This is a genomic window from Bacillus cereus G9842, assembly GCF_000021305.1.
GTDB lineage: Bacteria > Bacillota > Bacilli > Bacillales > Bacillaceae_G > Bacillus_A > Bacillus_A thuringiensis_S.
In genome coordinates this window covers 900,177-914,791 of the sequence record NC_011772.1, presented here as the reverse complement: position 1 = coordinate 914,791, position 14,615 = coordinate 900,177, and the positions used below count along the sequence as shown (strand labels likewise).

Genomic DNA, 14,615 nt, shown 5'->3' with positions numbered 1-14,615 from the left:
ATAAAAATCCCTTTCTAAGTTTATTTATTCTCCCTTAGGGTAGATGTTATGTTTTGGTATAGGCCAGCTTACGTCTACACTATCTCCCTCTTGTAAGTGTCTAGTTAACGTACGTTGTGTATTAGTTATAGCTTTATGATATGGATGATTTTGTATTAATGTTAAATTTCCAAAATCGTTTGTTCCTCCATCATCTAAAGGGAGGTTATGATGTACTTGCCACCCTTTTGGATTGTTTCCTCTTTTCATCCTTTCTATATCAGCATCTGTTATTCCCGCTTTTTTGAGTTCTTTCAGTTTAACAGGATCATTTACCAATGCATTAAGAAAATCTTTTCTCACACTCCTATCAAATTCCTTCCGAAGTTGTTCAGCTTCTTCTCGAGTTCTCTTAGAGTAAGTAATTTCATCAACTTTAACATCTTTAAGAATTACATCTTCTCCATATAATTTACCAACAAAAATGTCACCATCCGTAGTCCTTTTAGTATATTGATAAGGTGATAGCTTATCCTTAGCTGTTTGATAAGTATCAATAAAGCTAGATTTTAAAGAACTTCCCCCAATACCAGCATAAGCAAAACGGTTTCCAATGTTTAAATTAAAATTATTTAATACGTTTATTGCATTTCTATATGTAGCAGAATTAGTTACTCTGGACATACCTTTTGTTAGATTTGCAGTAGTTGCTACCTTCGATACTTTACTTAATCCTTTATCACCAATAAGTCCTAATCCAACTTGTGTTAAAGCATAACTTCCCCATTTAGCACGACTTTCAGCATCTCCATTTATTACATCATTAATAAATGAATCTGACAATACATTATACATCGTACTGAGGGTATCAATAGGGTGCAAAGCAGCGTTCCCCATGTTTTCCCACGTTTCCCAATCTCCTAAAGCTTTTATTCCGTCTATTGTATCGCTAACTGCTTGTCCCGTACCATCTACAATACCGTCCCAAATTTTTTCACCAGTAGATTTTTCAGGTAGCTTACCACACATTTCACCTTCTTCAATTGAATTGGCAGCTTGTCGTGCCCTCTCTTCTGTAATCGCTTGAATTGAAGTTGTCCATTCCATATTCAACCCTTGCATACTAAATGTACCACTTGCAGGACTAAACCCTTTCCCACTTTGAACTTCCGCAAGACCTGCAGCAATACTAGCTGCTAATTGAAGTGCTGTACTATAATTATTACTAGAGTTCTGATTGAATTGATACAAATGATCCAGCTTTTCTTGCAGTTTTTGCCTCATAACAATAAAAAGATTTACCATGGCATCCATACCCGGCATTGGCATAGCTTGATTGACAGCTTCCATACTTGTTTTCATTCGGTCAATTTCCCGAATTTGTTCTAATATCTCTTGTTCAATTACATCTGTGGAAGCGACTTGTGATTGAAATTGACTTGGAAAAGCATCATTTTGACGGATTAATTCTTCACACAAATAAATGATTCCTTGTGCCAAAGGTCGAAAGGTTTGTACAAAAAATGCTTTTGCACTACTATATGTTTGCCCTTGTAAAACAGTATCAACTGCAAAAGCGTCAATCGACTGAATGGCTTGTTCCATACCTTGAATAGTAGCGGTACATACAGCATTCATGCTTTGAGTTTGGCTTCGTACCTCTCCCAAATACATATTTAAACTCATGCATTGACCTCCCTTGTTAATTGTTGTTGTTGATAGGAAAGGGCGTTTTCTAAATCATTAAGGTCTCGTCTTTCTTTAAGCAACGTTTCTTTTTTGTTTTCCAATTCAAATGTGACTTTTCGTTCAATATGTTGTGCATCTTGATACGTATTCATAAAAAACTGGGACATTTCTCTATCACCATGCCAAGTTCCTAAAATTCGATCAAACAAACGACGATTTCGACTTCTACATTCATAAAAATCTGCTTCCGCTTGTTCTTGAGCTTGAATCGCAGATTGATTTCGGTCTTGTTCTTCAAATACACTTCGTAACTTTTGATTTACTTGATTAATTTGTTTTTCAATATCTTGACTCATCTTTTTCCTCCTACTATTTTACTTTACGTAGGTTGTCACATTAGCGAAAAGTATTGTGAAGTTCGTTATCCATTCTCTCAAATTCATTAGATACCGAATGAATATTATCAACCGCTTGTTGAAAGGCAGCGGAAAATTGTTTCGTCAAGTCTAACATTTGTTGATTCGCTTCTTGTGCTTTGAAGTTAACAGATAATGTTGTACGCGTCGCCTTTGTTATAGAACGAGTTGTTGCACTTTGAATCCTATCAGGGGCTGATCCCATTTTCGTAGCAATTTGCGTTGCTGTTTGTAAATTACTTTGAAATTGTCCCATTCTTTCAAACCCTTTCTATAAGTTTTCCAAACGCATCAAAGAAATCTCATAAAATATATATCCCTATCAATATCACTCGCTCTAGGCATGCAATTAAATGAGCCATACAATATAAGCTGTATGGCTCATTTGAAATGCTTGTTATATAGAGTATGACAATTTTTATTTCAAACCGAAATTACGTGATAATTCTTCATCATGAGAAGCAACAGCTTCTGCAGTTTTATTCAGCTGCATATTAATTTCTTGTAATAGCTGTGCAAAGTTTTGTACTTTTGGCTTTAATTCATTGAACTGTTGATCAAAACCTTCGAAAGCACGACCTTCCCATTCTCCTCTTAATTCATTTTGCAAGTTTTGTAGTTGACTTAAAATGTCCTCAATTTGATTTGCACCTTGTCCATATCGAGCCGCTTTCGATTTAAGCTCCTCTGGTGACATACGAATTTGTCCAGCCATTTTCATTTCCCCTTTAATACATAATGAGCAAAATATATATTGGTTAATTTTACTAAATATATTATAATGTATTATTTTGAACTTTTAAACAATTTATCTTTCTATTGAATATTAGAATATTAATATTCTATTTTTTCTTGCTTTACAAGATTTTATGCAAAAAAGACCACCAAAATGAACTGACCCCATAAAGTTAGACAGGTCGTTTCATTAGGCAGCCTTTAGGGCATGAGTTCGATATTGTACCGGACTCATGCCTTTTAGTTTTGCCTTAATTCTTTTGTGATTATAATAATCGATATATTTTTCAAATTCTTGTTTAAAGTGTTCTATGCTTTCAAAATCTTTTAGATAAAGAAATTCAGATTTCATAATACCAAAGAAACTTTCAATAACCGCATTATCGTAACAGTTCCCTTTACGAGACATACTTTGCGTAATCTTGCGTTCCTTTAGGGCGTGACGATACTTCTTCATTTGATAATGCCAGCCTTGATCAGAGTGAATAAGGAGTTCGTCTTCTTCTGTCAATTGTTGAAAAGACTTCTCCAACATCTTCGATACAAGTGAATAGGTTGGTCTTGAATCAATTGTATAAGCGATTATCTCTCCATTAAATAGATCTAACATCGGTGATAAGTAGAGCTTCTCGCCACATAATTTAAATTCTGTTATGTCTGTAACCCATTTTTCGTTCGGCTTTTCAGCTTTAAAATTACGTTCTAAAATATTTGGCGCAATCTTACCTACTTGTCCTTTATACGAGCGATATTTTTTCATACGAACTAGACTCTTTAAACCTAACTCTTTCATAATTCGTTGAACTTTTTTATGGTTGATTTTGTGTCCTTCGTTCATTAACTCATCGCGAATACGGCGATATCCATAACGACCTTGGTGTTCATCGTAAATGTTTTGAATTAAGGATCTTTAGCTCTTTATCTTTATCTGGTCGATTAGAATTCTGTATCCAGTAATAATATGTACTTCGTGGGAGTTCTGCTAATTTTAAAAGTGCCTGCACCGGAAATGCTTTCCTTAGTTCATAGATTACTTGCGCCTTATCTTGTTTGGTGATTTTTCCTTGTTTTGAACTAAGGCATTCAACTTTTTTAAATAAGCATTCTCCATACGCAAACGCTCCAATTCAGCTTGTAATGTTTCTACTGACTCTTCTGTTTGTGTTTGTTTCTTAATTGATTTTTGATTGTCCTTAGTCATAGATTGACGCCCCTTTTTCTTCGATTTAAGGGCGTCTACTCCTTTTTGATGTAGCTGAATACGCCATTTTCTAATAAGTCCAGGTGAAGAAATATTAAAAATGACTGCCGTTTCGTTTGGAGACGTCCCATTTTCGAACATATAATTTAGTACGTCTAGTTTATACTGTGCAGAATACGTTGTATAGCCTTTTTCAAAGGCCCGGATTCCATGATATTCAAATTGTTTTATCCACATGCGAACCACTTCGTGATTCGCTCCCAATGATTTCGCAATATCTTTTATACTCTCACTTCCATCTTGATAATGTATTACTGCATTCATTTTGTCTTCTGAAGTAAATTTAGTCATAAAAAAACTACACCTCCAATTGTTAGACTGTGTCTAACAATTGGGGTGCAGTTTTTTTATTGTTTCTTGCAAGTGAATTATTTATATTCCTGTCTATATAATTTAAACGAATAAATAGCTCCAATAAAAAATACAAAAGCTTCAAATAATATAAAGATTTGACGGAAATTCTCAATATCTTTACCAACTAAAGAAATAAATATAGCATTCATTAGAATTTGAGTAGTAAACATACGAGAAGTAATTTTTAAATAAATAGCATTTGTGCTTTCATCTGGTTTACCAATTTTTTTGTAAATAATAATAAGTGCAATTACTGAACCCAAAAATAGAAGTGCTGTAATTCCTACAACGATATTGAAATTGCCTGTACTTTCTAACATCCATTTATTTAATAGATCAATCATTATTATCTTCCTTTCCTACATAAGAGAATATTTCGTCCTTCTTTTTCACTATAATAAAAAAAGAAAAAGGAAAACATCGAACTTTCTTACAAACATTCGTGTATTCTTACAGTTTTGTCATTTTGTAAATGTATTCATCGCCTTGCCTTTCACTATTTTCTTTGGAAAACATAGTGAATTACGAGAAAGAGCGCTACAAGATCAACTTCCAAGGAGTAGTGCACTAAAACTCTTAATTAATGCAATTAGTTTGTTTTAAAGTAGTAAGTGGACACAATACTTCTTAGTTGTAGAAAGTATCGAGATCCCTGTGCCAATTCCAGCGTTTGCTGCAGCTCTATTAATTGGTTTAGGAATAATCCCGCTTTGTTCTTAATTTAAGGAACTCCAAACAGCCCTACCTTTCAATTGATAAACCCTCAAGTGTATGAATGCTTGGAGGTTTCTTATAAAAAAAAGACGCCATAAGGCGCCCCCACAATTGGGTAGATAAGACTTTAGTTTTCCAATCTAAAGAAGTTTTGTATCAGCTCTTTGAGAGTATATCATAATATTCGGTTCATTTATTATGTATTTTTACATACCTATAAAAATCCCTCTATTTTCCACTTAATAAAATGAATTACCAATATTAATAAGATTCAAATAAACATTTCTACAAATTCAAAACATTTACAAAATAAGAAAAGTGATATATTTAAGGTGCAAGTTATAAAAAATATTAAGGGGGATTTATTATGTTCAAGAAATTAGTAGTTGGAGCATTAGCAACTGGTATTAGCTTAATTGTTAGTGCATTTGGAACACCGTTTAATAATAGGATGCAGGTGTTAGCCATGTTACATAGTAAATTCGTTGAAGATTCGGTTCTGGTGCAAAAATGTTAGTTGGAAACATAGAATAGCAATTTTCTCTTCATTTCTATCTTATGAAGCTAAGCCAAACCATTTAGGAATAAATTCTTTCTGATTTTGGACAGACTTGTCCGGTAAAACAAGTTGCCCGTTTTTTATCATATGCATAGATTCGACACCACTCAATATAGAGATTGCTGTTTTAAATGACTTGAATCTCTACAGGATAGGCAGGGTTCTTATCTACTGTTATCACACGAGGTTTAGAAACATGCGAAAAAGCCAAGGCTTTCTTGAAAAAGCGCTTGACTGCTGGTTTATCTCTTGATTTACTTAGATAAAAATCAATTGTATTACCCTCTGAATCAACTGCACAATATAACTATATCCATTGACCTTTTACTTTTCTTTCAACTTAGGTCTTATATCTTTCTGTAACGTTTGTGAGGGATTTAAGTGTCAATTCTTTGTACGATAAATTTCAATGTTAAAATCCGCTTTTTTCTTTTTTCTTTTCTTCAGACCCTCTTATTGATTCTTCTAAACACTTCAATAATACGTCTTCACTTTTGCATCGAATAGCTTCATAAATTTTAGGTCCAATGTTCTCAGGCAATTGCCTAACTGCAACATAGAATCCACTAAACAACATTTCTAATTCACTTGCTGTAAACTCATACTTCTTTAACTCGCCTTCCGATTTGCGTACAGATTGATTCACCAGAGCATTCTGTGTTATATCTAACAAACATATTAAATAATCGTATAAACTTGCATTTTCTTATATATATTCAATAACTTGCAAACGTTCATTAGGAAATCTTCTCAACGCTTCCATTTTTATCTGTCTATAACTCGGAGTGTGCTCATGAATATCTGTTAAAAACTCTTCAGTGCTCATAACTCTTCCCCCTACATACTCATGTTATATATTTTAACATGTATAACTCGTCAGAAATAGAAACATTTATTTAGAATGCTAACGGATAACCATTTTTAATTTAATCCCATAGATGAGGTCTTTTTAAACCTAAAGCCCTCATATCTCTTAATAATTGCCCTGTATGTACGGCTTCATGATACGCCATTCTCATTAACATATCTCCAAGGTTTCTAGTATATCCTACATCTGAGCGATCTATTTTTATATTTTCAAGATCTTCCTCATTTAATCCCATTATAAAATCTAAGAAATTTTTTCGATAAGGTTTTGCAAAATCAACCTCATCTTGAATGGTTGTAAAATCGCGTGTATTGAAAGGATTTGGTTCATCATCGCTATAGGGCAAACTTTTTCTAGTCTTTAAAATTTCAAGATATAAATATTCAGCTTCTAAAACATGCCGTACTTGTTCTAATATAGTCATTGAAGATGAATCAACCCTATGAAATAAAACCTCACTGGGAATAGAACTCCATAAATTTAAACTTCTCCGGCGTACTTCATTAGAATTCATAATTATTAGTTCAATTTTGTTCATAAAATAACTCCCTTTACACTTAACTAATTACAATGCTGTATCATTTTGAATCTTATCTAATCTTTTTCTATCAAATAAACCAAGACTTACACCTACGATTGATGATACTATCGCGAAAGCACCTGCAACTAAGAAGATTGACAAAACATTTATTGACTCAGCCAAAAAGCCAGCTATCATAGCACTAAAAGGTAAAGCTAAAAATGCTACCATTCTAGTAGAACTGATAACTCTTCCGAGCAACTTGCTAGGTACAGTCTCTTGTCGCAATGTAAACCAATTAATAGCTAATAAAGTAACTGATCCTTTAATAAAAATTTGACAGAATACTAAAATTACTAAGCTGAATTGAGAGAAGTACAGGAGCATCTGGGCAAGTCCTATAACAATCCCTGAATAAATAATAACATTTCCTCTTGGAATATGTTTAAATTTACTTGCAAAATAAACAGCCAAAATTGGTCCAATTGCCTGTAATGAAAAAATTAATCCAATATTTATAGGACTCAAGCCTAGATAATCTTTCAAGTAATACATAAAAAGAGATTCTACAGCTCCAAATCCTATATTAATACCAAAAATAACTAGAGAACCAACTAAGATAATTTTCGTTCCAAAGACATATCTTAGTCCTTCAACAATAGGTTTTACTAATTCAGGGCGTTTCTTCTCTTCTTCAGCAAAATCTCTAAATTTTAAAAATAAAAATATTGTTCCTGATAAAAAGAAGGCCACACTTGTTATTAATAAAACATTCGAATTCCCAAAAAGCGCTATTGCAATCCCCGCTACGGCGGGTCCCAAGAATGTGATAATCGTTTCGCTTAGTCTAAAGAATGAGTTACCTTGAATAAGATCCTCTTTAGATAAGATTTCAGGAACTGCAGATTCAAAACTAGGATGATGAAAAGCTGCTAAAGCAGATAAGGTAAAAGCGGCAATATATATAACTATTATGCTGTTATAACCACTTAAAAAAAGTATAGGAACTACGAGTACAAAAAGCGCTGAAGCATAGTCTCCTATTATCATTATCTTCTTTTTAGACATTTGGTCTGCTAATGCCCCACCTATTAAACTAAAAATAACTTGGGCTCCAAGCTCTAATGCTAGTACGAAGGCCATTTTACTTGGAGAATGGGTTAAATCATAAACAATTAATGGAATTGCTATAGTGAAGAACCACATTCCTAATTTACTTATTGTCATCCCAGAAAAAAGTATTACATAATTCTTATTAAAAAAAACTTTAGGTAGCATATCAAATCACTTCACTTCACTTTTAACTACTTGACCACAGAGAGGACAATCTAACATTTTTTCCCACGAAGAAACAGTATTAGTTTCTAGGGTTAAAAAGTCCACTTCCATAACTTTCCCTAAAGAAATAGGTTGTGCAATCTGCGTTAAAATTTTTAATGCTTCATTAACAATTGTTCCAGCTACAATAGCTACGTTTGGACTTATAGCAGCATTGTTTCTAGTAAACTCCATGTTATTCATAGCTTCTAATTGCTCGTCTTGTTTATCGTTTAATTGTCTTGCATAATTAATGTGACATTGTACACAACCTGTCTTAGAAGGAATCATAGAAAAGAATCTACCACGAGTATTTAATACTCCACCATAAACCATTGGCAGATTACATTTAACCACACCTTCGTTTACCCAGTTTGCAATATGTAATGTTGGCTTATCTGCAACACATATCACAAGCTCAGTTCCTTCAATATGTTCAATCACATCTTGAGGTGACTCTATTTTCTTATTTATAATTTGAAGATCCACATTAGGGTTGAATTGGGATATTCGCTTTTTAGCCATTTCAACCTTACTATTCCCTATATCTGATTCCGAATAAAGCAACTGTCTATTAAAATTACTTAATTCAATATTATCAAAGTCCAGAGCTTTTATATTATGAAATCCTAATGCTGCCAAATGATACAGTACTTGTGTTCCAAGTCCTCCTACACCAAGAAGTGCAATAGGCGTTTCTAAAATCTTTTCTTGAATTTTATATTTATCTTCTCCGAATTTCGTGAATAGTGAAAAATAATTTATATTCGCTTTATATCTTTCTAAGATGTAATCATTGAGTTCTGGTACAATTGAATTATCTTCTAAATAACCTTCATTTCCTAAAACTTTTATAGCCTCAATAATTTCATTTGAACTAATATTAGGAAATTCTTTTTGTACTTCTTGAACGATGTTTGGAATGTTTCTCTGGCCATCTAATTTATTTATTAGAAATGAGATGCTACCAGTAGGGTCTGGAATTATACCTGCTAAACCTTCTTCTTCACCAATTTGAATTTCTTTATTTAGGAAAAAATAAGGGATAGTTTCTTTAAATTTTGGTTTCATTTTATAACATCTCCTTAATTAATTGATTAATTAAAAAATTAAGAAGAACCGGAAATCCGGTTCTTCTTAATGACTTAACCTGGTACATTAGTAAGTGCATTAGCAGCAACTACTTTTTTAGAAGCTTTTTTTACTTTAACGATCATATGTAATCACCTCCTACATTTGATAAATCTAGCATAACACACAAAAAAGAGAAATTACATAATAGTCTGATAGTTTCGGGTTGAGAAACTTTTTTTTGAAAATTATAGAAATAACTATTTTTAGTAGTTTATTCACCTGTAAAAAATCAATCCATAAGCAAGTTTAAGTCTTGATAGGTTAAGTTTCCATTTGAATGTAATAATTTCCCCTGTTTAAAGGTGCTGCTTATCTTATCAAGGTTTGTTAGAATATTCCTAAAAGCTGAAGATCCAAGACTCACTCTCTCAATTTTTAATGTCTTTATGTTTTGCATGGAATTTAAGTTTTCACTTTGAAGCAAATTTATAGGTAACTCTATATTTTCTCTAAGTACTTTTATTGTCTCAATATCCTTAACTCCAGGAATAAAAATACAATCTGCTCCGGATTTTTTATATTCTTCTGCACGAACGATTACATCCTTAATACGATCTTTTAAATCGCCAATATCTAGCCAAAAACTATCAATTCTTGCATTTATGAAAAGATGAGGCGAATAAGCTTTAATAAAGTCTAAAATGACCTTTTGCTCATTAATTTCTCTTAAATACGTACCTCTCCCATCCTCTATATTTATACCTACCACTTCAAATTTTTCTAACTCATTTAATATTTTTCGTAAATCAAAAATATTAGCGGCATATCCTCCTTCAATATCAGCTGAAACAGGAAGTTTGGTATTTTTCGAGATATTACTAATGGAATTTAACATTAACTCTAAAGGAATCTTCTCGCCATCTGGATAACCTAAGGTTGCTGCGATACCAGCACTAGTAGTCCCAATCGCTTGAAAATCGTTTCTCTCAAAAATCTTAGCACTTGATGCATCCCATGCATTTGGAAGCATTAATGGATTGTTTTGATCATGTAACGTTCGAAATAACTTAATTTTCTCTTTAAATTCCAATTTAAACACCCTTTAGTAAATTATTTTTTTAGTTTTACACTTGACTTTTTTTGCACCTACTAGTTATGTTGTTTTACATAACGGATTAAATTAGATCTTGCAGAAAGGATAGGTGTGAGTATATGAAAATTGCGATAGTAGGTTTAGGACCAAGAGGTATATCAGTATTTGAAAGAATAGTCTCTAATATTTTATCTGAATTAAAATCAGAATCTTATGAAATTTACTTGGTTGATCCACATCCTCCAGGTGGAGCTGTATGGAGAACAGACCAGTCACCTCAACTTTTAATGAATACAGTGGCTTCGCAAATAACTTTATTTACTGATGATAGCGTCCAGTGTCGGGGTCCTATCGTTAATGGGCCTAGTCTATTAGAATGGGCAAATGAATTAAGGGATAAAATTGACACTTTGGATATGCCCACCGTTATTACAGAAGAAATTTATTCCTTAGAACCTAACTCTTACCCTACAAGAGCTCTATACGGCTATTATCTTAAAGATTCATTTAATACTATTCTTGAAGAATTACCCTCAAATATTAAGATTAACTTAATTCAAGACACATTAATTAATCTCTATCCGAACAATGAAGATTATACTTTATTTCTTAATAAGTCTTTAACACCAATTAAAGCTGAAAAGGTTATCTTTACAACTGGGCACTCAGATCAGAAATTAACTTCAGCTGAAGAACATTTCTTTGAGTTTGCTAATAGTAACAACCTAAATTACTTCCCACCATCCAATCCAGCAGATGTTAATTTAGATTCAATAGAACCTAAAACTCCCGTAATAATAAGGGGATTAGGCCTTAATTTTTTTGATTACATGTCACTTTTAACAAGTGGGAGAGATGGAAAGTTTGAAGAAATTAATGACAAATTAAATTACATTCCCTCTGGTAAAGAACCTTTATTAATTGCAGGTTCTAGGCGAGGCTTACCTTATCACTCTAGGGGACAAAATCAAAAAGGTTCTTCAGAAAGACATATCCCACTATTTCTAAAAAATGAAGTTATCGAGCAGTTAAAACATAAAAATAACCTAAGCTTTAAAAAAGAGATATGGCCTTTCGTAAAATTGGAAGTTGAAAGTATCTATTATACAACTTTAATTCGCAATCTCTATGGAATAGAAAAATCTTGTCAGTTCCTTTACGAGTTTGTTAATTGTGCCATAGAATACCATAAGGATCTTTTAATCAACTTTGGAGTAAAATCAGAACTATTTTTTGATTGGCACAAAATTAGTTGTCCTTATGGTGATAAAAAATTTAATTCAATAACAGACTTTCATAATTGGTTAGATACTTACTTACATAATGATATTAACGAAGCAAACCTGGGTAATAAAAACAGTCCACTAAAAGCCGCATTAGATGTTTTAAGGGATATCCGAAACGAAATAAGAATACTTGTTGATCATGGAGGAATAAATGCTGAATCTTATAAAGAAGAGTTACGCAATTGGTATACACCTTTAAACGCATTTCTTTCAATTGGCCCTCCTGTTCAAAGAATCAAAGAATTGAGGGCATTAATAAGAGCCGGAATTTTAGTTTTAGTTGGACCTGAAGCAACTGTAGCTACTTCACCTATAAATAAAGATTTTAAAATTAGCTCTAACCGTGTTAAGGATTCGATATTTCATGCAAAGAACCTAATTGATGCTAGACTACCCTCAGTTAATATAAATCAAAGTAAAAATATTTTAATCTCAAATATGTTAAAAGCAGGTCTAGCCTCAGAATTTAAGATTGCAACGAACAATAATTATATTTTTGAAAGTGGAGGTTTAGCAGTGACTCCCCCCCCAAATAGATTAATAGATAAAAACGGTAAAGTTAATCCTAATTTATACTCCTTTGGAATTCCAACAGAAGGCGTTCATTGGGTAACTGCTGCGGGAGCGCGACCAGGGGTTAATTCTGTAACACTCCTTGAATCCGATTCAATTGCAAGAGATGTTCTAGGCTGCAATATTACAATTAATAATGTGTATAAGCAGACCATTAGCTGAGGAATTATTCCTCAGCTAATGGTCTTAAATTGGTTTTATGTATAACTCAACCACTTGTTATAAACATCATCAACAAACTTTTCACTCAACCCTGTGTATGATTCTGGATTAGTAAGGGAATTTATCTCTTCATCGCTAAAATACTTCTTAATTTCATTGTCTTCTAATAAAATATCTTTTAAATCTTTGTCTTCTTCAAAAGCTCTCATTGTTAATTCGTACAATAAATCATGGGCAGTAGTTCTACCAATTATCTTCCCCAATTCTAACATTACGTTCTCAGATACTATTAAACCTTTGGTAAGAAAAAGATTCTTTTTCATTTGTTCTTCATTTACTATTAAGTTTGTTAAGACATTTTTAAGTTGTTCTAATGCGCCGCTTAAAGTTATGCAAATTTCCGAAATATAAGACCATTCAGATTGCCAAAATGTAACATCTCTTTCGTGTTTCTGAATCATACTGTCAATAGCTAAAGTTGATTTTCTATTGACTATTTTAGTTAATCCCACAATATAAGAGCAAGTCATAGGATTTCTTTTATGCGGCATAGTGCTACTTCCTACTTTACCAGAATGGTACCCCTCTTCTACTTCTCTAATCTCTGTTCCTTGAAGGCTTATTATTTCTTCTGCAACTTTAGCTGTAGTTGCTCCAATCATATTTAAAATCATGCTAAATTCTGCAAATCGGTCTCTAGACGTGTGCCAAGATACTAAGGGTTCAATTAGGTTTAAATTTTTTACATACTCTTTTCTAACAGCTAACCCTTGCGCTCCTAATGAAGCTAAAGTACCAACTGCACCTCCCAGTTGCCCCACTAAATATCGGTCTGCACCTTGTTGTAACCTTTCTAAGTGACGACCAAGTTCATCTGACCATATAGATATCTTATATCCAAAAGTAATCGGTAAGGCATGCTGACCTAACGTTCTGCCTGGCATTACTGTTGACTTATATTGCTGGCTTAATCTCAAACATATCTTTAATATTTCTTGAGTTTGATTATAAATAAGTTCATGAGCACCTTTAATTTGCAGGGTAAGTCCCGTGTCAATTATATCTTGTGTTGTTGCTCCCCAATGAATGTACTTACGTGATTCTTCATCACATAAACTCTCGAACTCATGTAGGAATGCTACAAAGGGGTGTCCAGTTTTTTTCATTCCTTCTCTAATCTTATTAAAATCAAGTTTATTTTGGTCAGCTGCATTTGCAATATTAGTCGCTGCATTTTGAGGTATAATACCTAATTTAGCTTCAGCTTTTGCTAAGGCAACTTCTGAATTAAGCCACAATTGTATTAAATTCTCGTCTGAAAAATTTGTTCTCATTTGTTTTGTACCAAACTGGTCCTTAAAGATTTCAGAATCAATTGGTGTCGAATTCATTAGTATCACCTTTCTTTTTCATTAATTTAAGATAAAATATCTACTATTGATATTAGCATATTAATGTAAGTAATTTGTCTTAAAATTGATTTTATATATTTTTGAAACCTAAAATGAAAAGGAATACGGGAACAAAAGAACAAAAAAACACAACAGATAAAAGATTCTTTTCGTAACAAACGAAGGGATCTTTTATCTGTTGTAAGAACCATGGGTTCCCAAGAATCCTTCACCTATCATTTATTCATTTCCTGTTCCCAATTATCAACTTAAATATCCGCTACTCCCTGTTCCAATGGCTACACATCTCCTTTTGTTACTGTAGCTTGTTCATATAACGTGTTTAACGATGTTATTCCCCATAAAGAAAAAGATAATCCACTTAAAATTGTAATCTCGATGACAGTTTTCCCCTTACCTTATATAACGTAGAAAGCTGAAAAAGTACTTGTTATATTGTTATTATTCCTTCATACTCGTCTCTACATAGTCTAAATTCAATTCATTAAATTCTTCTAATGTATCTAACGCTCTAACGTATTCTATGGGGGTATTTCCTTCTTTGTTGGATAATAGCTTGTTGTATTTTCCCATCTGTTTGCAATTTTTCGACAGCAATGTCTC

The 14,615-nt window shown here is 32.8% G+C and carries 13 protein-coding genes and 3 pseudogenes; 3 read left to right on the top strand and 13 right to left on the bottom strand.

Going from position 1 to position 14,615, the window contains the following annotated elements:
- Positions 1-24 precede the first annotated feature (24 nt).
- The 6 genes and pseudogenes from BCG9842_RS04540 to BCG9842_RS04510 form a co-directional block, all read right to left on the bottom strand.
- Complete coding sequence (locus tag BCG9842_RS04540) at positions 25-1,665, bottom strand: T7SS effector LXG polymorphic toxin (protein WP_000056148.1); 1,641 nt, start codon at positions 1,663-1,665, stop codon at positions 25-27.
- Positions 1,662-2,024 (bottom strand): DUF3958 family protein, encoded by a 363-nt coding sequence (locus BCG9842_RS04535; RefSeq protein ID WP_000076127.1) that lies wholly within the window; start codon positions 2,022-2,024, stop codon positions 1,662-1,664. Before BCG9842_RS04535 ends, BCG9842_RS04540 begins: the two co-directional genes overlap by 4 nt.
- A 40-nt stretch (positions 2,025-2,064) precedes the next feature.
- On the bottom strand, positions 2,065-2,340 hold the full coding sequence (locus tag BCG9842_RS04530) for a TIGR04197 family type VII secretion effector (RefSeq protein WP_000529663.1): 276 nt from the start codon (positions 2,338-2,340) through the stop codon (positions 2,065-2,067).
- Between the two features lie 162 nt (positions 2,341-2,502).
- Complete coding sequence (locus tag BCG9842_RS04525; RefSeq protein WP_000918588.1) at positions 2,503-2,799, bottom strand: WXG100 family type VII secretion target; 297 nt, start codon at positions 2,797-2,799, stop codon at positions 2,503-2,505.
- A gap of 210 nt (positions 2,800-3,009) precedes the next feature.
- Positions 3,010-4,371: pseudogene (locus tag BCG9842_RS29210) on the bottom strand (IS3 family transposase).
- A 77-nt stretch (positions 4,372-4,448) separates the two neighbouring features.
- Positions 4,449-4,778, bottom strand: a complete 330-nt coding sequence (locus tag BCG9842_RS04510) for a hypothetical protein (protein ID WP_000566275.1) — start codon at positions 4,776-4,778, stop codon at positions 4,449-4,451.
- 139 nt (positions 4,779-4,917) lie between these two features.
- Here BCG9842_RS04510 and BCG9842_RS31985 point away from each other — a divergent pair.
- Positions 4,918-5,034, top strand: a pseudogene (locus tag BCG9842_RS31985) (transposase); the annotation flags it as partial.
- A gap of 481 nt (positions 5,035-5,515) precedes the next feature.
- The gene (locus BCG9842_RS31175) at positions 5,516-5,665 is read left to right on the top strand and encodes a hypothetical protein (protein WP_000473828.1); all 150 of its coding nucleotides are present in this window, start codon (positions 5,516-5,518) and stop codon (positions 5,663-5,665) included.
- A 39-nt stretch (positions 5,666-5,704) separates the two neighbouring features.
- On the opposite strand, the pseudogene BCG9842_RS29200 reads toward BCG9842_RS31175, so the two are convergent.
- From BCG9842_RS29200 to BCG9842_RS04485, 6 genes and pseudogenes are all read right to left on the bottom strand, one after another.
- Positions 5,705-6,038, bottom strand: a pseudogene (locus BCG9842_RS29200) (DDE-type integrase/transposase/recombinase); the annotation flags it as partial.
- Between the two features lie 81 nt (positions 6,039-6,119).
- On the bottom strand, positions 6,120-6,353 hold the full coding sequence (locus BCG9842_RS04505; RefSeq protein WP_001076693.1) for a hypothetical protein: 234 nt from the start codon (positions 6,351-6,353) through the stop codon (positions 6,120-6,122).
- 280 nt (positions 6,354-6,633) lie between these two features.
- Positions 6,634-7,113, bottom strand: a complete 480-nt coding sequence (locus BCG9842_RS04500; protein WP_001033113.1) for a DinB family protein — start codon at positions 7,111-7,113, stop codon at positions 6,634-6,636.
- 27 nt (positions 7,114-7,140) lie between these two features.
- Positions 7,141-8,373, bottom strand: coding sequence for an MFS transporter (locus BCG9842_RS04495; protein WP_000937088.1), 1,233 nt, complete (start codon positions 8,371-8,373; stop codon positions 7,141-7,143).
- Between the two features lie 6 nt (positions 8,374-8,379).
- Positions 8,380-9,483, bottom strand: a complete 1,104-nt coding sequence (locus tag BCG9842_RS04490) for a HesA/MoeB/ThiF family protein (protein ID WP_000802791.1) — start codon at positions 9,481-9,483, stop codon at positions 8,380-8,382.
- Between the two features lie 292 nt (positions 9,484-9,775).
- The gene (locus BCG9842_RS04485; RefSeq protein WP_223838112.1) at positions 9,776-10,585 is read right to left on the bottom strand and encodes an isocitrate lyase/PEP mutase family protein; all 810 of its coding nucleotides are present in this window, start codon (positions 10,583-10,585) and stop codon (positions 9,776-9,778) included.
- Positions 10,586-10,698: 113 nt separating this feature from the next.
- Here BCG9842_RS04485 and BCG9842_RS04480 point away from each other — a divergent pair, with 113 nt between their 5' ends.
- Positions 10,699-12,600, top strand: a complete 1,902-nt coding sequence (locus BCG9842_RS04480) for an FAD/NAD(P)-binding protein (protein ID WP_000684561.1) — start codon at positions 10,699-10,701, stop codon at positions 12,598-12,600.
- 35 nt (positions 12,601-12,635) lie between these two features.
- Here BCG9842_RS04480 and purB read toward each other — a convergent pair whose 3' ends face one another.
- A complete protein-coding gene (purB, locus tag BCG9842_RS04475) occupies positions 12,636-13,991 on the bottom strand; it encodes an adenylosuccinate lyase (RefSeq protein WP_001089379.1) in 1,356 nt (451 codons plus the stop codon).
- Positions 13,992-14,615: the final 624 nt, after the last annotated feature.